Annotated in this window: 17 protein-coding genes; 9 read left to right on the forward strand and 8 right to left on the reverse strand. The window is 63.0% G+C overall.

The features are described from left to right. Positions 1-36: 36 nt before the first annotated feature. The gene (locus LB566_RS06490) at positions 37-2,115 is read left to right on the forward strand and encodes a hypothetical protein (protein WP_224623784.1); all 2,079 of its coding nucleotides are present in this window, start codon (positions 37-39) and stop codon (positions 2,113-2,115) included. Between the two features lie 44 nt (positions 2,116-2,159). Here LB566_RS06490 and clpS read toward each other — a convergent pair whose 3' ends face one another. From clpS to LB566_RS06510, 4 genes are all read right to left on the reverse strand, one after another. Beyond that, on the reverse strand, positions 2,160-2,465 hold the full coding sequence (gene clpS, locus LB566_RS06495) for an ATP-dependent Clp protease adapter ClpS (protein ID WP_140496053.1): 306 nt from the start codon (positions 2,463-2,465) through the stop codon (positions 2,160-2,162). Positions 2,466-2,565: 100 nt separating this feature from the next. Beyond that, complete coding sequence (locus LB566_RS06500) at positions 2,566-2,889, reverse strand: hypothetical protein (protein WP_140549838.1); 324 nt, start codon at positions 2,887-2,889, stop codon at positions 2,566-2,568. Positions 2,890-3,103: 214 nt separating this feature from the next. After that, positions 3,104-3,334, reverse strand: a complete 231-nt coding sequence (locus tag LB566_RS06505; protein WP_140549837.1) for a hypothetical protein — start codon at positions 3,332-3,334, stop codon at positions 3,104-3,106. A 39-nt stretch (positions 3,335-3,373) separates the two neighbouring features. Further along, positions 3,374-3,676: a hypothetical protein gene (locus LB566_RS06510; protein ID WP_140549836.1), complete on the reverse strand. Its 303-nt coding sequence runs from the start codon at positions 3,674-3,676 to the stop codon at positions 3,374-3,376. 278 nt (positions 3,677-3,954) lie between these two features. On the opposite strand from LB566_RS06510, the gene LB566_RS06515 reads away from it, so the two are divergent. Both LB566_RS06515 and LB566_RS06520 read left to right on the forward strand, forming a co-directional pair. After that, positions 3,955-4,671 (forward strand): response regulator, encoded by a 717-nt coding sequence (locus LB566_RS06515; protein ID WP_140556209.1) that lies wholly within the window; start codon positions 3,955-3,957, stop codon positions 4,669-4,671. After that, complete coding sequence (locus LB566_RS06520) at positions 4,668-6,077, forward strand: ATP-binding protein (RefSeq protein WP_224623785.1); 1,410 nt, start codon at positions 4,668-4,670, stop codon at positions 6,075-6,077. Before LB566_RS06515 ends, LB566_RS06520 begins: the two co-directional genes overlap by 4 nt. Positions 6,078-6,092: 15 nt before the next feature. On the opposite strand, the gene choV is transcribed toward LB566_RS06520, so the two are convergent. The 4 genes from choV to LB566_RS06540 all read right to left on the reverse strand — a co-directional run bounded on the left by choV (position 6,093) and on the right by LB566_RS06540 (position 9,395). Further along, the gene (gene choV, locus LB566_RS06525; RefSeq protein WP_224623786.1) at positions 6,093-7,274 is read right to left on the reverse strand and encodes a choline ABC transporter ATP-binding protein; all 1,182 of its coding nucleotides are present in this window, start codon (positions 7,272-7,274) and stop codon (positions 6,093-6,095) included. After that, positions 7,271-8,125, reverse strand: coding sequence for a choline ABC transporter permease subunit (gene choW / locus LB566_RS06530; protein ID WP_224623787.1), 855 nt, complete (start codon positions 8,123-8,125; stop codon positions 7,271-7,273). The genes choV and choW overlap by 4 nt, the downstream gene beginning before the upstream one ends. A 138-nt stretch (positions 8,126-8,263) precedes the next feature. Then, positions 8,264-9,199 (reverse strand): choline ABC transporter substrate-binding protein, encoded by a 936-nt coding sequence (locus tag LB566_RS06535; protein WP_224623788.1) that lies wholly within the window; start codon positions 9,197-9,199, stop codon positions 8,264-8,266. 37 nt (positions 9,200-9,236) lie between these two features. After that, a complete protein-coding gene (locus LB566_RS06540) occupies positions 9,237-9,395 on the reverse strand; it encodes a hypothetical protein (protein WP_224623789.1) in 159 nt (52 codons plus the stop codon). Positions 9,396-9,437: 42 nt separating this feature from the next. Between LB566_RS06540 and LB566_RS06545 the strand changes: the two genes are divergently transcribed. From LB566_RS06545 to LB566_RS06570, 6 genes are all read left to right on the forward strand, one after another. Then, complete coding sequence (locus tag LB566_RS06545; RefSeq protein ID WP_224623790.1) at positions 9,438-10,049, forward strand: thymidine kinase; 612 nt, start codon at positions 9,438-9,440, stop codon at positions 10,047-10,049. A 140-nt stretch (positions 10,050-10,189) separates the two neighbouring features. Continuing rightward, complete coding sequence (locus tag LB566_RS06550; protein WP_224623791.1) at positions 10,190-10,579, forward strand: c-type cytochrome; 390 nt, start codon at positions 10,190-10,192, stop codon at positions 10,577-10,579. A 241-nt stretch (positions 10,580-10,820) separates the two neighbouring features. After that, the gene (locus LB566_RS06555) at positions 10,821-11,909 is read left to right on the forward strand and encodes a hypothetical protein (protein ID WP_224623792.1); all 1,089 of its coding nucleotides are present in this window, start codon (positions 10,821-10,823) and stop codon (positions 11,907-11,909) included. A gap of 41 nt (positions 11,910-11,950) precedes the next feature. Further along, complete coding sequence (locus LB566_RS06560) at positions 11,951-13,096, forward strand: hypothetical protein (RefSeq protein WP_224623793.1); 1,146 nt, start codon at positions 11,951-11,953, stop codon at positions 13,094-13,096. 24 nt (positions 13,097-13,120) lie between these two features. Continuing rightward, the gene (locus tag LB566_RS06565) at positions 13,121-15,031 is read left to right on the forward strand and encodes an AAA family ATPase (RefSeq protein WP_140549828.1); all 1,911 of its coding nucleotides are present in this window, start codon (positions 13,121-13,123) and stop codon (positions 15,029-15,031) included. A 222-nt stretch (positions 15,032-15,253) separates the two neighbouring features. After that, positions 15,254-16,552 carry a DUF6638 family protein gene (locus tag LB566_RS06570; protein ID WP_140549827.1) on the forward strand — a complete coding sequence of 433 codons (1,299 nt, stop codon included), beginning with the start codon at positions 15,254-15,256 and terminating at the stop codon, positions 16,550-16,552. Positions 16,553-16,631: the final 79 nt, after the last annotated feature.

A 16,631-nucleotide genomic window follows, 5' to 3' on the forward strand; every position in this document is an offset into this window, starting at 1 on the left:
CCGGATAGGCCCTCCCTGCAAGGGGGAGGGTAAGACATGAACTGGTCGATCTCCTTCGAACCGCTGATCTCCTGGCCGCTTTTGGCCCTGGTGCTGGTGCCGCTGGCCCTGCTAGCGGCCGTCGGCCTTTGGTTTCGCCAGCGCGGCGCGGTCCTGCGCCTCGTCGCCTTGCTGGCGCTCGCCGCCGCTCTCTTCAATCCGGTGTTCCTCAACGAGGAGCGCGAGCCGCAGCAAAGCGTGGTCGCCCTGATCGTCGACCGCAGCCAGAGCCAGGACATCGGTGAGCGGACCAAACAGACTGACGAGGCGCTGGCCGGGCTGCAGCAGCGTCTGAGCCGCTTCAAGCAGTTCGATGTCCGCGTTGTCGAGGCCGGCAAGTCCGAGGCCGCCGAGGAACGCACGGAAACGCGGCTGTTCGGCGCGCTCGAAAACGCCTTTCGCGATGTGCCGCCCTCGCGTATCGGCGGCGCCGTCATGATCACCGATGGCGAAGTGCATGACGCGCCCGCCGGCGCGCCCGATTTCAATGCCCCGCTGCACGCCTTGGTCACCGGCAACGACCACGAGAAGGATCGCCGCATACGTTTCGAGAACGCGCCGCGTTTCGCCCTCGTCGGCAAGCCGCTCGACATGACCTATCGCGTCATTTCAACCAGCAACGAGACCGGGCCGGTCGATGTGCGCGTTTCGGTCAATGGCGAGCAGGTCGCGGTCGAGCATGCCACCGTCGGCCAGGCCATGCCGCTGCAGGTGACCATCCCCAGCGCCGGACGCAACATCATCGAACTCGCCATCGATCGTGAGCCGGGCGAGCTCACCGACACCAACAACCGCGCCATCGCGCTGGTAGACGGCATTCGCGAGAACCTGCGCGTGCTGCTCGTTTCCGGCGAGCCGCACGCGGGCGAGCGTACCTGGCGCAATCTGTTGAAATCCGACGCCTCGGTCGATCTCGTCCATTTCACCATCCTGCGGCCCCCGGAAAAGCAGGACGGAACGCCGATCAACGAATTGTCGCTGATCGCCTTCCCGACGCGGGAACTGTTCGTCGAGAAGATCAAGGATTTCGACCTGATCATCTTCGACCGCTACCAGCACCGCGACGTGCTGCCGATCCTCTACTACGACTACATCTCCGAATATGTCGAAAAGGGCGGCGCGCTGCTGATCGCGGCCGGACCCGAGTATGCCGGCGAAAGCTCGATCGCGCGTACGCCGCTGATGTCGGCGCTGCCGGCGATGCCGACCGGCGAGGTCGTCGACAAGGCGTTCTACCCACGCCTCACCGACATCGGCCAGCGCCATCCGGTGACGCGCGGTCTCGACGGTTCTGCCAGCGAGCCGCCGCACTGGAGCCGCTGGTTCCGCACCATCGGCGTGCAGAATCCCGAAGGCGAGGTGGTGATGAAGGGAGCCGACAACCGGCCGCTGCTCCTGCTCGACCGCAAAGGAGAAGGCCGCGTCGGCATGCTTCTGTCCGATCAGGGCTGGCTGTGGGCGCGCGGCTTCGAAGGCGGCGGCCCGCATGTCCAGCTCTACCGCCGCATCGCCCACTGGCTGATGAAGGAACCAGAGCTCGAGGAGGAGCGGCTGACCGCCGACGGGCGCGGCATGATGCTGGAAATCCGCCGCCAGACCATGGCTGACGACCCCGGCCCGGCCCAGATCATCACGCCCTCCGGCAAGACCATCACCGTCAAGCTCGAGAAATCCGAACCCGGGGTCTTCCTGGGCAGCGCCCAGACTTCCGAGATCGGCCTTTATCAGGTCGGCAATGGCGACCTTACCGCGCTCGCCCATGTCGGGCCGGTCAACGCACCCGAATTCGCCGAGGTCGTTTCCACGCAGGACCGGCTGAAGGCTCCCGCCGAAGCTACCGGCGGCAGCGTTCGCAGGCTTGCGGGATCGACCCTTGGAGGCGGCGACGTGACCTTGCCCTCGATCGTGCCCGTACGATCCTCGGGCGAAGCATCCGGCGCCGACTGGATCGGCCTGCGCACCACCGACGACAGCGTACTCAAGGCGGTCTCGCGCGTGCCGCTGTTCGGCGGCTTCCTCGGTCTCGGCCTGCTGCTGCTGGCGATGGGTTCGATGTGGTACCGCGAGGGACGATAGGGGCATTTTCCCTCCTCCCCTCTGGGAGAAGGGAAAGCTCTGCTCTACTCCTCCGGCTCCGTCGTGAACATCAGCGGATAGCCCTTGGCCTTGCCGGCGTCGGTGGCCCGTGTCGCCTTTGTCTCGGCGACGTCTTTGGTGAAGACCGCGACGACGCAGACGCCGCGCCGATGCGCCGTGATCATCACCCGATGCGCCTGGTCTTCGCTGAGCTTGAACTCGCCCTTCAGCACCGTCACCACGAATTCACGCGGCGTGAAATCGTCATTGAGCAGGATGACCTTGTAGAGCTTCGGCCGCTCGGTCTTGGGTAGGGTCTGCGTACGGGGCTTTGTCGTGATTTCAGGCATGGGAACCGGCAATTGCGCGAGCCTCGGCTACGCCCCTATTTTCGCACGGGCGAAAGCGAGCGTCCAATCACAGAGCTATGTGGGAAGTGTGGCCCGCGGTTCAACGGCCCTGGCGGCCGAAGCCGCGCCGGGAGGGCAAATTTCCGGCCGCATCCGACCGGCGTTCCATCCAGGACGCGACCGGCCAGGCGGCGACGCAGATCAGCGTCACGCTGGCAAGTGCGATGAGCAGCCAGGCCTGCGCGGGCGTGATGTAATCCCAGTCGGTGGAAATCACAGGCGCGAACAGTGACGGCTCGGTGCGGCCGCTGGCCGGATCCGGCACGGGACTGGCGGTAAACAGGATCAGCAGCCGGGCGGCGCCGGTGGCGACCAGGCCACCGAACACGATCGAGCGCAGAATGGACGAAAGCCGCCTCTTCATGCGGATTGTCCTACGGCGCCGGCCTTGCAATCGGGTTAAGGGCCGATCGGGGCGGAAGCCGCCGGCACCGGCTTCGGCCACATCTTTCGGACCTGTCCGTTCGCTTCATTGCCGATACACGGCCTTCGGCTTTTTCGGACAGGAAGAAGGCCGCTCCAGCAAAACGCGACTGGAGCGGCCTTGTCATAAGGCAGGCAGTTGTGCCCGACCTGGATCAAGCCTTCGGAGCGACCTTCTTGTCGGTCTTCTTGACGATCTTCTTCGCCTTCTTGTGCTTCTTGGCAACGACCTTCTTCACCGGAGGCTTGGCGGTCGTGGTCGCCGGAGCGGTGGTCGTCGAGGAAGCAGCCGGAGCCGTCGTGGTGGCAGCGGCGTTGCCGAGAGCTGGCATGGCGAAGGCGAGAGCAACGGCGAGACCGGTGGCGGAGAGGATGGACTTTTTCATGACTTCATTTCCCTTTTCATGCGGGTCGGGTTTCGAGTGTCACTGAACCGGGTCGTTCGGTGTCACCCCCAGCAACTTCAAAGCGTTGGCGAGCATCCGGATGCCCTGTGCCTGTTTCTTGGCGGCGCAGTACCGGTTGCCCTTTCTCTGAAGTGCCTTTGCCGCGGTGACCTGCGTTGCCGTGGCATGGGTTTCGAGGGCTTCGTCGAATTGGTGGCTGAGATTGGCACACCGCTCGGTCCGGGTGGTGAGCGTCACTTTTGCATCCGATTGTCCAGCAGCGGCTGTGACGAGCGAAATGCCCATCAACGCACCCAACAAACTGATCGACAACCTCGGCATCGGTTAATCCGTGAACCCGGAGACTTGCGTCGCGGCCAAATGACCTGACCGCCACGGCACCGTTATGCCGGCCTAGTTTTTCAGGAGTTTTTCCCGATTATAGAATTTTGTTTCTGGATTGTGTCTGGCCACCCCGGCGCAAGGCCGCCAGCATTCGGTGTTGAGAATGCTGGATTTGCCTTGCCTTGAAATCCAAGGCACTGGCCAACATATGGCCCGAATTCTATCGTGTGGGTGGCCGCCTGCCGGCTTGGCAAGTCAACAAAGACAGGATTCCCGTGAAATCCGACGCACACATACTGATCGTCGACGACGACAAGGGCATTCGCGACCTGCTGCAGGAGTTCTTCCAGAAGCGCGGCCTGCATACCTCGGTTGCCGCGGACGGCACCGAGATGGAGACGATCCTGCGCCGCGCGCAGGTCGATCTCATCGTGCTCGACGTCATGCTGCCTGGCAGGAGCGGGCTGGAACTGTGCCGTGACATCCGGGCCCAGTATTCGACGCCTATCATCATGCTGACCGCCGTCACCGAGACGACGGACCGCGTGGTTGGCCTCGAAATGGGCGCCGACGATTATGTGCCCAAACCTTTCGATCCGCGCGAATTGCTAGCCCGCATACGCGCCGTGCTGCGGCGCAACGGCGCCCCCGAGCCCAAGCGCGCCACATCGAAGCAGATCTACCGCTTCGCCGGCTGGACGATGGATTGTTCGCGGCGCCGGCTGACCGCGCCCGACGATGTCAGGGTCGAACTGACCATGGCGGAGTTCAACCTGTTGCAGACCTTCGTCAAGAGCGCCCAGCGCGTGCTGACCCGCGATCAGCTCATCGAACTCTCCGGCGGCGATAGCGATTATTCCTTCGACCGCAGCATCGACATCCTGGTCAGCCGGCTGCGGCGCAAGATGGAAGACGACCCCAAGACGCCCAAGCTGATCCTGACGGTGCGCAGCGGCGGCTATCAGTTCCTTCCCGAAACGACCTCCGAATGAGACGTTTCCTGCCGCAGACCCTGCCTGTGTGGGTACTGCTGATCGTCATTGCCGGCCTGCTGATCAGCCAGGTCGCGACGCTCTACATCGTGTCGCGCGACCGCGCCGCCGCCAATGACGTGGTCGATCTCTACCGCCTCAACGACCGGGCCTATTCGCTGGTGCAGTTGATGCATGCCGCCACACCCGAGGAACGCAAGGCGACCGCATCCGGCCTTTTCAACGCCACCTATGCTCTCACCGTTTCAGATACCCCCGCGGTCACCTCGTCGATCGCCGGCGACGATGAACTCGCCGAATTGGAAGACATTCTCGTCGGACGGCTGTCGAAGTTCGGCGTCACCGACGCGCGCGTCCGGCGCGATCCGGCGACGCAGGAATCCGACACCCCCGGCGGCGAGGTCATGAACAGGGACGTCGGCCAGGTGGAGCGCGACCTTCTGATGCTGGCGGCGAACTTCGCCCAGAGCGACAAACTGACAGCGTCGCTGCGCTTCGCCGACGGCCAGTGGCTGAACTTCACCGAGCCGATCACGCCTGTCGGCCCGATCCTGAGCTTCGACAGCCTGCCGCTTTATTCGCTGATCGCGGGGCTGGTGGTGATCATGTCGATCTGGTCGCTGCGCCGGCTGACCGCGCCCTACCGGATGATGGAAACCGCCGTGAACCGGATCGGCAATGACCTCAAGAGCCCGCCGATCGCCGAAAGCGGCAGCCGCGAGGTGCGCGCCGCCGCCAAGGCGATCAACGCCATGCAGGCAAGGCTGCGCGAATATGTCGAGGACCGTGAGCACCTGGCCGCGGCGCTGGCGCACGACCTGCGCACGCCGATGACCAGAATGCGGCTGCGCCTGGAGCTGTTGCGCAAATCCGCGGTTCGCGAGGCGCTGGCGCACGATCTCGCCGATGTCGAGAGCATCGCCAGCTCGGTGATCGACTTCGCCACCTTCGAGGTGACCGAGGAAAAGAGCGAACGCATCGATTTCTGGTCGCTGGTGGAATCGATCGCCGACGCCTATCCGGACGTGTCGTTCGACAATGACGACACACGCTCGCGGGGATTGATTTGCATGGCACGACCGGTGGCGCTCAAGCGCTGCGTCACCAATCTGGTGCAGAACGCCGTCACCTACGGCAAGAAGGCGCATCTCAGCCTGTACCGGTCGGGCGACACGATCACGCTGGCTATACGTGACGAAGGGCCGGGCATTCCCCAAGCCCAGATCGATGCCGTGTTCGGATCTTTCGTGCGCCTGGAGCAGTCCCGCAACCGCCAGACCGGCGGCCTCGGCCTCGGCCTCACCATCGCCCGCAACATCGCGCGTGCCGCCGGCGGCGAGATCCGCCTGTCCAACCATCCGGACGGCGGCCTGCTGACGGAGCTGCGCCTGCCGCTGGCGGCTTGAGACGCGACTGAGGGATTACCGTCGCAGCACCGCGCTCAGCACGTCCCTGATGCCGATCGCGCCGACGAAGCGCGACTGGTCGTCGAACAGCGCCACGGGTGCGGTCTGCGACCGGTGCATGGCCAGCATCACCGTCTTCAGCGACGTGCCCGGGTTGGCCCAGAACACCTGTGCCGCTTCCTCGGACTGGCCTTCGACATCGGCGCACGACACCCATACCGCCGGCTTGCCGTCACGCTCGGCCGCCGCCACGAGGCCATGATCGTCTATCTTGAAGCGCGTCGTCTTGCGCCGGTCGAGCCACACCCAGCCGTCCTTGCCTTGTTCGAGGTCGCGGCGGTCGCGCATTACGTTCCAGGCGGTGAGCACCGACAGCGGATTCACATTGGCGATAAAGTCGCGGACATAATCGTTGGCGGGCTTGAGCACGATGTCCTCCGCCGCGCCAGTCTGCACGATGCGTCCGCCCTCCATGATTGTGATGTGGCTGCCGATCTTCAGCGCTTCCTCGAGGTCGTGGCTAACGAAGATGATGGTCTTCTTCAGTTCGGCCTGCAGCTGAAGCAATTCGTCTTGCAGCTTGGTGCGGATCAGCGGATCGAGCGCGGAGAACGGCTCGTCCATCAAAAGGATCGGCGCCTCGGTGGCGAAGGCGCGCGCCAGCCCGACGCGCTGCTGCATGCCACCCGAAAGCTCATGCGCGTATTTCTTCGACCACTGCTCGAGATTGACCAGCTTGAGTTGCCTGTGCACGCGCTCCTTGCGCTCGGCGTCCGGGACGCCGGCAAGTTCGAGGCCAAGGCCGACATTTTCTTCCACCGTCCGCCACGGCAGCAGTCCGAACTGCTGGAACACCATGGCAACCTGCTTCTGCCGCAGGCGCCGCAAGGTCGACTCGTCGCAGGTCACGACATCGACGGTGCGGTCGCCATCCTTGACCAGAACCTGGCCGCGCGAGACGACGTTCAGGCGATTGACCGCTCTCAGCAGTGTCGACTTGCCCGAGCCGGACAGACCCATGAGGACGGAAATCTCGCCCTCATGCACGGTGAGGCTGGCGCCGGCGCAGCCGAGCACATTGCCAGTCTGCTCGAGGATCTCGGCACGCGTCGCGCCCTTGTCGATGAGCGCCAGCGAACCCGCCTGGTCGGCGCCGAAGACGATATCGACATTCCTGAAATCGACGGCGACGGTCATTTCTTGCCTCCAACGCCAATGCGGGTCATGCGGTCGAGCACGATGGCGAGCACGACGATGGCGAGCCCGGCCTCGAGGCCGAGATCGATGCGGCGCGAACCGAGCGCGCGGTTGATCTCGGTGCCGAGCCCGCCGGCGCCGATCAGCGCCGCGAACACCACCATCGACAGCGACAGCATGATCGACTGGGTCAGGCCCGCCATGATGGTGGGCAGCGCCGAGGGCAGTTCGACCTTCCACAACAGCTGTCTCCTAGTGGCGCCGAAGGCCTCGCCGGCCTCGATGATCGACTTGGGCACCGAGACGACGCCGAGATGCGTGAGCCGGACCGCGGTCGGAATGACGAAGATGATGGTGACGATGAGGCCGGGCGCATTGCCGAGGCCGAACAGGGTCAGCACCGGGATCAGGTAGACGAAGGTCGGCAGCGTCTGCATCAGGTCGAGTACTGGCAGCATGAAGCGGTAGATCTTCGGCTTGTGCGCCGCCCAGATGCCGAGCGGCACCCCGATGGCCATCGCCATGGCGGCGGCGGCCACGACCAGCACCAGCGTCTGCACCGTCTGCTTCCACAGGTTCTGGTTGATGATGAAGATGAGGCCGAGGAAGACGCCGATGGCGAGCGGGCGCGAACGCTGCAGCAGCCAGGCGATGATGGCGATGATGAGCGCCAGCAGCACCGGCGGCACCACCAGCAGGAGGTCGACCAGGCCGTCGAGGATGAAGTTCAGGCCGTTGGAAAAGGCCCTGAAGACGGTGTCGAAATTGTCGGTGAGGAACCCGAAGAACGCCTTGCCCCATGGGCCGATGGGAATCTTGTAGCTGACCAGGAATTTGGAAATCGGATCCATCTTGCCCCCTCTCCTACCGGCATCGCCCTGCCACGGTGTCCGCTGTCGTCAAATCATCTTCTCACAGCATATGAAAAAGGGCAGCCTTTTCCAGTGGCTGCCCTTTGTTCTCACGCGCGCATGCCGAAGTCGGTCGGCTCAGCTTCCCAGTGCGGTCTTGATGGCCGCTGCCGCATCGCCGCCGTCGAAGGTTGTCACGCCGGCGATCCAGGGTGTCACGGCATCCGGATTTTTCTTAAGCCAGTCGGTGGCGACGGTCTGGGCGTCGCCGCCCTTGAGGATGGCGTCCATCAACTGGCCTTCCATGTCCAGGTTGAACTTGAGGTTGGCAATGAGCTTGCCAGCGTTCGGGCACTCGGTGGTGTAGCCCTTGCGCACATTGGTGTGGACGGTGGCGGCACCGAAGCCGCTGTCGCCCATGCCGTCGAGATAGGTGATCTTCATGGCGCCCATCACCGGGTGCGGCGTCCAGCCGAGGAAGGCGATCCACTCATTGTTCTTCATCGACTGCTCGGCCTGCGTCAGCATGCCGGCCTCCGAGGATTCGACCAGTTCGAAGCCTTCGAGATTGTCCTTCGGGTTCTTGATCATGTCGAGGATGATGCGGTTGCCGTCATTGCCGGCCTCGATGCCGTAGATCTTGCCGTCGAACTTGTCCTTGAACTTGCCGAGGTCGGTGAGTGTCTTGACGCCGGCATCCGCCACATAGGTCGGCACGACGATGCCGTAGCCGGCGCCGGTCAGGTTCGTGCTGATGGTCTCCACCGAACCGTCGGCCGTGTAGTCCTTGATGTCGTTGGTCATCGACGGCATCCAGTTGCCCAGAAAGACATCGAGGTCCTTATTCTTCAGCGACGCCATCGTCACCGGCACGGACAGCTGGATTACCTGCGGCTCGTAGCCGAGCGCCGTGAGCAGCACCGAGGCGATGCCGGTCGTCGCCTGGATATCGGTCCAGCCGACATCGGAAAGGCGTACCGTCTTGCAGCTTGCCGGATCCCCGGCGAAGGCGGCGCCCGTCGACAAGAAAGCCGCAAGGCCGAGGCCTGCGACGAAGGAATTCATACGCGACATGAACTTTCTCCCATTTCGATTCTGTGGCGAAGCGAAGTTACGGCTCTTGTGCCCGCCTTGTTTCGTCAGCCAAACACCATTCTCGTGCGGTTTCAAGCACTAAGGCAATCACGATCAACGGCGCCGGCTGGCCGATCAGCGACACGTCTGCCGCTTTTTCCATGCAAGCCGGCTTTTTTGGTGGAAGGCCTGCCATGGCCCCTCCCCGCGCCCGGCCAAGTGAGCTTAAAAGGGCGCCATGGCCAAACTGTATTTCCACTACGCGACGATGAATGCGGGCAAGACGACGATGCTGTTGCAGGCATCGTACAATTACCGCGAGCGCGGCATGACGACGATGCTGTTCGTCGCCGGCCACTACCGCAAGGGCGACACCGGCCTGATTTCGTCACGCATCGGGCTGGAAACGGAAGCCGAGATGTTTCGTGACGGCGACGACCTGTTCGCCCGCGTCGCCGAACATCATCAGCACGGTGCCGTGCATTGCGTCTTCGTCGACGAGGCGCAGTTTCTCGAGGAGGAGCAGGTCTGGCAGCTCGCCCGGATCGCCGACCGGCTCGACATCCCGGTCATGTGCTATGGCCTGCGCACGGATTTCCAGGGCAAGCTGTTTTCCGGCTCGCGCGCGTTGCTGGCCATAGCCGATGAGCTGCGCGAAGTGCGCACCATCTGCCGCTGTGGCCGCAAGGCGACGATGGTGGTGCGCCTCGGCCCCGACGGCAAGGTCGCCCGGCAGGGCGAACAGGTGGCGATCGGCAAGGACGTCTATGTCTCTCTCTGCCGTCGCCATTGGGAAGAAGAAATGGGTCGCGCCGCCCCCGAGGATTTCATCGGCTTTGTCGCGCCTTGACCGGGCTGTGGCATCACGGCCGCTGCTCTTGCTGCCATGGGCGGTGCAGTCTTCCGCGATCCGCCGCGATGCAGCGTTTGTTAAGGCCTCGGCCCTATCTTGCGTCCTCTCGGTCCAGCCAGAACTCGTCGGGGTCAGCCATGTTTCGAGCCGCTTCGTCTGCCGCAGCCTTTCTGCTTGCCGGCGTCCTTGCCGCCCATGCCGGCGGCGATCCGGCACTGGGCAAGAGGGTCTTCAACCGATGCATGGCCTGCCATGAAGCAGCGAGCGACCGCGACAAGGTCGGCCCGCATCTGATGGGTGTCGTCGGCCGCGCCGCCGGCAGTGCCGAGAGCTTCCTCGGCCATTACTCCGAAGCGATGAAGAGTGCAGGCGCCGCCGGTCTCGTCTGGGACGAGGCCAACCTCGCCGAGTATCTGAAGGCGCCGCGCCAAAAAGTGCCCGGCAACAAGATGGCCTTTGCCGGCCTGAGCAACGACGACGATATCGCCAATGTCATCGCCTATCTGAAGGCCGAACCCAAGCCCTGAGTGGAAGCGGGGATTGAATGCCGGCCGTTACCTTGCCGACGTTGAAGTTCAATGACAGTTGAACCACGCGTATTCCAAACGATCCTTTCGCCATGATCGCGGATCGATTGCGTTTCAAGGGCGTGGGCAAGGTTTTTGTTTTCGAAGCGCGCCTGTCTTCACGTCTTTCAATCCCCTGAAGCCCCACATATATTCGCCGCTGTTCGCAATCAGCGACCTGATGCCGGAGCGGGAGGCCCTTATGGCGACATTGCAGAATTTCGATGCCGAAATTGCCAGGACCAAGCAGGTCGTCCAGGACATGCGCACCAAGATAGACCAGTCCGGCACCGTGCTCGAAAAACTTGCCACCGCCGACAAGAAGATCGGCGATGCCAATTTCGATATCGAGAACGCCCGCATCGAAGACGTGCTGAAGCAGCAGAAGGTGATGGAAGGCAACATCGCCGACCTGATCATCGGGCTGGAGGACGCCACCAACGTTTTCGGCGCCGAGTTCGAGAGCATGAAGAACTACACCGGCTGGGAAAACTTCATCGGCATCTTCTCCAGCCAACGCAAGCAGCGTCTGCGCACCGACCGCGTTCGCAACATGTCACTGGCCGGCAACCTGCAGGAACTGCTGGTCAAGTCCGACACCATCGTCGGCATATTGAAGGCGCAGAAAGAAGTCCTCGACCAGCGCTACAAGACCTCCGAGACCAGCCAGTCGCAGGTCATCGAGCGCCGCAAGGCCACCATGTCCAACCTGGAAACCGTGCAGAAGCGCATCGAGGAGCTCAATCCGATGCTGCTCGACATCGAAAACAAGATCGCCGCCTCCACCAGCCAGAAGGAACGCACGCAACTCGAGGGCGAACGTTCCAAGCTCGCCACGGAATACAATGAGAAGCAGGCCAAGGAACAGGAATTGCTGGCCGAGAGCCAGACGCTGGAGCGCTACACCTCGATGTTCCAGACCTTCGTCGATTCGCTCAACAACCAGATCGCCGCGCAGTCGACCCTGATCAACAAGCTGACCATCGACACCGAGCAGCGCATCGTCCTCTACAAGGCACTGGAGGATTCGCTGAAGACCGCCGCCCAGCAGGATGTGGCCCACAAGATCAACACGCTGGGCAGCCAGGTCGACAACACCGCCGAGGAGACCATGGCCGGCATCGGCGCCGCCTCGCAGAAGCACATTGGCGACCTGCTCGAGATGCACGAGAAGAACATGGTTGCCACCGCCGACATCCAGCGCCGCAAGAAGCTGGCCGACGACGCCTTCGCCCGCCGTTTCGACGAGGTGCTGAAGAAGCACAATTCGGCCAATTACGTGCAGTCGTAATTGCCGCCCGCACCGGTGCGACAATGCCAAGGCCCAATAGCATGACCTCCGAAAACGACGCGGCGGCGCGGTATTTCTCGGCAATCACGGCAGCACTCGGCGGGCTGGAAGTGTTCATGCGCGACGATCGCTCGCCGCTCTACCGGCACGGCATCGTCGCTAAGATCGTCGCCGAATACATCGCCCGGCTCGAAAAGTCGTTCTCCTGCTGGCGCAACCGGCTGGGCTTCATGGACACGTTCCGCATTTCGCGCGCCGAAAGCGGATTCCCGGTGTTCCAGAACCTGCTCGAGCTCGAAAACGACCGCCGCCAGGCTGACACGCGGCTCGCCAACATCCCGCTGGCCGACGAATTGCGCGAGGAGATGGCTGACTTCATCCTGCGCCACAAGGAATTCCCCCAAGCGCTGCAGAAGTCGATGGCCGAGAGGCTTTATCTCGAGGACGTCAAGAGCGAGCAGACCTTCGGCCCCTTCACCCTGGCGCAGACGGCCAAGGTTTCCGTCAATCCGAAGACGGCGCGGCCCTACTACCTCGTCCATTGGGCGACCTTCGACGGCAGCGCCAACCTGCCGCTGGTCTATATGGTGACGGTGGAAGATTCCTCCGAAGACATGATCGGCCAGCTCGTCGACCGCAATGGCAAGCTTAACGACCAGATCGACATTCCATTGCCGGTCGATGGCCTGCTCAATCCCGAGCTTGCCCATCGCTTCGACGATTTCACCGAAAAGAACTCGGCCTATACGCTGTCGCCGGCAACGATCGCCGTCAATCTCGACAAGGACTTCGAGCCGCTGCACCCCAAGCAGCTTCGGCGCGTCGTGCTCGGCCCCTTCTATTCGGCCGGGATCACCGACAACAATTCTACGGTGACCGAGGTTCTGGCCAAGGTGCGCAAGCCGGAGAACGCCTGGCTGCTGACCTGGACCATCCAGGAGGTCTACTCCAAGGGCGAAAAACCCGGCCGCAGGGGGCTGTTTTCGAGCGAGAAGACGACGCAGGAGTTCTTCATCAACACCGACGACCTCGAGGCCGCGCGCCAGGGCGTGTCGAGCTACGAGAACCACGCGTTGATCCCGCACGAGGCATACCAGGCGCTCTATGCCGCGGGCGAAGCGCAGAAGATCTTTTCCCGATACAAGGTCCACATCCTGTCCAACGGACAGGTCATCTCGGACGTCTGACCGTCACACCACGGAGCAACCTTCATGGATACCGGCCTGACCACCATCCCGGAAGCGGCGATCGAGAAGCACCGCGCCATCGCGCAGAGCTTCATCACCCGCATCGTCGTGCTGGAAGACCCGTCCAGTTCCTCAGGCACCGCGCTTGCCGGCACCAACCGCCGCTTCGTCTCCACCGTCTCGGTCGGTTCGGTGCGCCGCACACGCGAGGTCGAGCTGGCGAAGACCGTCGGCGCCGTTCACCCCGACGACCAGTTGCTGACCATCCCGCAGCACACACTTTTGTTTCGCGCCCGGCGCGGCACGGCGCTCGCGCTCGCCATATCGGATGTTTTCGCCGAAGGGTCGGATCTTGAAAGCCTGCAGGCCAGGAACACCCGCGCTCCTCTCGAAGGCGAGGAGGCCGCCACGTTCAAGAAGCTTCTGTCGGCCTCGGCTTACATTGCCGCCTTCAGCCTGTCCTCCTATCTGTTCCAGCTCATCGACAGCGACGGCGAGGCGCCCAACGACATTCCCGAGCCGGATTTCCTCTTCGACACGCCGCAGGACGCGGTGAAGTCGATCCTGGCCGGGCTCGACAAGGCGATTTCGGGCGCATCCGACGATGCCGACCTGATGACCAGGGCGCGCGCCTTCGCCCGCGTCGCCATCGACGGCCTCCTGGCACGAAAAGGCCGCTTCGACGGCATCGGCCCGTTCGAGAACGCCCATATCCGCATCGATGCCGACGATTTCACGCTCGACGGCTTCGACGTCGCGCCGGGCAAACGTTCCAAGCCGCTGGTGATGACCTTCAAGAAACCGGAAGAGGTCGTCGGCAACCACATCGCCAAATATCAGTCGGTCAAGCTTGCCAAGATGCTGATGGCCTATGATTTCGAACGCGAGCTGAACCCGTTCGTCGAGCTCGGCGGCTTCCTGTTCACCTTCATCGGCGACGGCGCGCCCGGCACCGGCAAGACGACGCTGATCCAGATGATCGCCGGTCTCGTCAACGGCTACTGCCAGGTCGCCGGCTATCCCTTCGCCTATGAGAATTTCGGCGTCGACCAGATCTCGTCCTATCAGGGCAAGTCCGGCCAGAACTGCCGCCAGTTCATCAACAATGTGTTGAACCCGCGCGTCATCGGCTTCGGCACCATCGACGACATCGACCAGGTTGCGGCGCGGCGCTCCGACGACCGCGCCTCGGCCGGCCAGCAGGAGATCACCGGCGTCCTGATGGATGCCTTCGCCGGTGCCGCCACCGTGGTGCGCGGCAACTGCTCGTTCGGCATGTTCTCCAACTATCCCGAGAATGTCGACGACGCGCTGCGCCAGCGCGCCGGCGCCCGCTGGCTGGTCGACGGGCCGCAGACCCGTGACGATTACATCGACATCTTCGTGCTGCTCGCCGGCAAGAACCACAAGATCCCGCTCGGGGACCACAAGCTCTATGCGGCGCAGGAGATCCAGCGCGCCGTGGCCGAAGCCTATGAGGAGCACGAGAAGCCGCAGGAGGACGGGCTGATGCGGGTCCATGAGCGCTACATGAAGGAAAATGGCGCGCCCAAGACCATGGCCGACATCGGCACCTATCTGCACCTGATCAAGCAGGCCGAGCCGCGCTTCACCGGCCGCGCCATCAAGAACGTCACCGACGCCATCAAGATGCGCGCCATGGACATCGAGCTTCCCGACGACTGGTTCGAGAAGCCGGAAGCCTTCATGCACAAGAGCTATGACGAGAAGAAAGCGATGATCGAGGAACTGCGCGGCCCGTTCTCGATGGACATGGTCATGCAGGAGATCAACCGCTACGCCGATTCCGAATTCCGCTACGCCGACAAGTCCGACGACTCCGCCGTGGAAAAGCTGCTGCGTGACGCGCGGCTGCGCGAACGGGCGGCGCGTGAGATGGAGGAGATGAAGAAGAAGGGGCTGTGGAATGCGTGATGCGCTCCGGCCTTTCCTTCTCCCCTTGTGGGAGAAGGTGTCGCCGAAGGCGACGGATGAGGGGCGTTCCAGGGAACGCCAAGGTCTCACTCCGCTGGAACACCCCTCATCCGTCTCGGCGCTAGCGCGCCGATCCACCTTCTCCCGCAAGGGGAGAAGGAAAGGTCGTGCCCCTCATCGGCCCTTCGGGCACCTTCTCCCCATAAACGGGGAGAAGGAATAATGGCCCGCAAACCCGACCTTCTGCGCGACAACGAACTCATCTACGGCCGGCTGCTCATCGTCGACGAGCCGCACCTCATCCAGCGTTACAACAAGGCGCTTGCCGCCTTCGGCCTCAAGCCCACCAAGCTGAACAGCTTCCAGATCGACCGCACCGGCTTTTCGCCCGAAGTGGCGGAGGAATGCGGCGACTACGGCTATCTCGATCCCAATGAGGTCAATCGCCGCTTCATCATCCTGACACCGTCGCAGATCGATCTGCCGGTGGTGCACACCGCCTTCTCCAACACCTCGCAGCTGATGTTCGAGTTCATGTCCAGGAACCAGCGCGCCATCGACGCGCTGACCATCAAGGACGTCATCTACGGCGAGATCGAGGATTCCATCCCCAAGGTCAACGACATCGAGGATCTGCTGTCGATCAATCAGGTCGAATTCAAGGTGCTGTCGGCCGAGGATGTGCTGGGCAAGGCCGCCGAGCTCGGCAAGCTCGTCGACCGCCTGAAACAGGAGCCCGACGCCTGGCGCGACAACGCCATGCTCAGCCGCATGGTGGAACTGGCCAAGATCTGCGGCGACATCCGCGAGAACGCGCTGGTGCCCGACCAGGTGATCTTCCGCCACAACGCCTACTGGACCAGTCATTTCGGCGGGCTCTACGTGTTCGTCGACCCCGACATGACGACCGTCATCAGCGATCCAGCGGCCCCCGGTTTCCGCCGCTCGCGGCCGTGGCAGGTAAGCTATCTTTCGATCAAGGACGCCGACAAGGTGTTCAAGTTCCTCGCCGCCACCGGCCGCATCGAACTGCCGCGCGCCTCCTGGGTCGAGGCCTCGGGCTATCTCGAGCACCGCGCCGAGATGGTGGTGCGCGCGCTGATCCGCGACGCCGAGCCGGATCGCAATCTGACCGACGTCGACAAGGTCTGGCTGCAGACCTGGATCCAGGGCCATGCCGACCTGATCGCCAAGGAGGGCAATTTTCCCTTCCTCAACGCCGCCAAGCGCGAGATTGCCCAGCTCGGTCATCTCAAGATCGAGGATGTGTTCCCGCAGCAACGCTTCCTGGTGGTCCGCGCCAAGCCCGACCATCCCGACGCCTGGCTGACCAATCGGCTGATCTCGGATTTCGTGCCGTCGGACTTCGTCTCGCGCTACGTCTTCAACAAGCAGGGCTTCTACAAGGATTATGAGGGCTTCAGCGACGCCTGGCGATCGCATGTTGTGGACGTTCTGAAAACCACATATCTGAAGGACAAGGTGGCGTTCCGCACGCGCCTCTACGGCCTGACTGACTAGAACGAAACCGGCCGTCATTTCGTTCTAACTTGTTGTTTTGGCGCATGATGTTATCCAAAAAGTCCGCAACTTTTTGACA

This window comes from Mesorhizobium sp. CA13, from assembly GCF_020165235.1.
Lineage (GTDB): Bacteria > Pseudomonadota > Alphaproteobacteria > Rhizobiales > Rhizobiaceae > Mesorhizobium.

Excerpts from the sequence above, each read along its gene's own strand:
- LB566_RS06490 (WP_224623784.1), top strand. The coding sequence starts at position 37 with ATGAACTGGTCGATCTCCTTCGAACCGCTGATCTCCTGGCCGCTTTTG.
- clpS (WP_140496053.1), bottom strand. The coding sequence starts at position 2,465 with ATGCCTGAAATCACGACAAAGCCCCGTACGCAGACCCTACCCAAGACC.
- LB566_RS06500 (WP_140549838.1), bottom strand. The coding sequence starts at position 2,889 with ATGAAGAGGCGGCTTTCGTCCATTCTGCGCTCGATCGTGTTCGGTGGC.
- LB566_RS06505 (WP_140549837.1), bottom strand. The coding sequence starts at position 3,334 with ATGAAAAAGTCCATCCTCTCCGCCACCGGTCTCGCCGTTGCTCTCGCC.
- LB566_RS06510 (WP_140549836.1), bottom strand. The coding sequence starts at position 3,676 with ATGCCGAGGTTGTCGATCAGTTTGTTGGGTGCGTTGATGGGCATTTCG.
- LB566_RS06520 (WP_224623785.1), top strand. The coding sequence starts at position 4,668 with ATGAGACGTTTCCTGCCGCAGACCCTGCCTGTGTGGGTACTGCTGATC.
- choV (WP_224623786.1), bottom strand. The coding sequence starts at position 7,274 with ATGACCGTCGCCGTCGATTTCAGGAATGTCGATATCGTCTTCGGCGCC.
- choW (WP_224623787.1), bottom strand. The coding sequence starts at position 8,125 with ATGGATCCGATTTCCAAATTCCTGGTCAGCTACAAGATTCCCATCGGC.
- LB566_RS06535 (WP_224623788.1), bottom strand. The coding sequence starts at position 9,199 with ATGTCGCGTATGAATTCCTTCGTCGCAGGCCTCGGCCTTGCGGCTTTC.
- LB566_RS06540 (WP_224623789.1), bottom strand. The coding sequence starts at position 9,395 with ATGGCAGGCCTTCCACCAAAAAAGCCGGCTTGCATGGAAAAAGCGGCA.
- LB566_RS06545 (WP_224623790.1), top strand. The coding sequence starts at position 9,438 with ATGGCCAAACTGTATTTCCACTACGCGACGATGAATGCGGGCAAGACG.
- LB566_RS06550 (WP_224623791.1), top strand. The coding sequence starts at position 10,190 with ATGTTTCGAGCCGCTTCGTCTGCCGCAGCCTTTCTGCTTGCCGGCGTC.
- LB566_RS06555 (WP_224623792.1), top strand. The coding sequence starts at position 10,821 with ATGGCGACATTGCAGAATTTCGATGCCGAAATTGCCAGGACCAAGCAG.
- LB566_RS06560 (WP_224623793.1), top strand. The coding sequence starts at position 11,951 with ATGACCTCCGAAAACGACGCGGCGGCGCGGTATTTCTCGGCAATCACG.
- LB566_RS06565 (WP_140549828.1), top strand. The coding sequence starts at position 13,121 with ATGGATACCGGCCTGACCACCATCCCGGAAGCGGCGATCGAGAAGCAC.
- LB566_RS06570 (WP_140549827.1), top strand. The coding sequence starts at position 15,254 with ATGGCCCGCAAACCCGACCTTCTGCGCGACAACGAACTCATCTACGGC.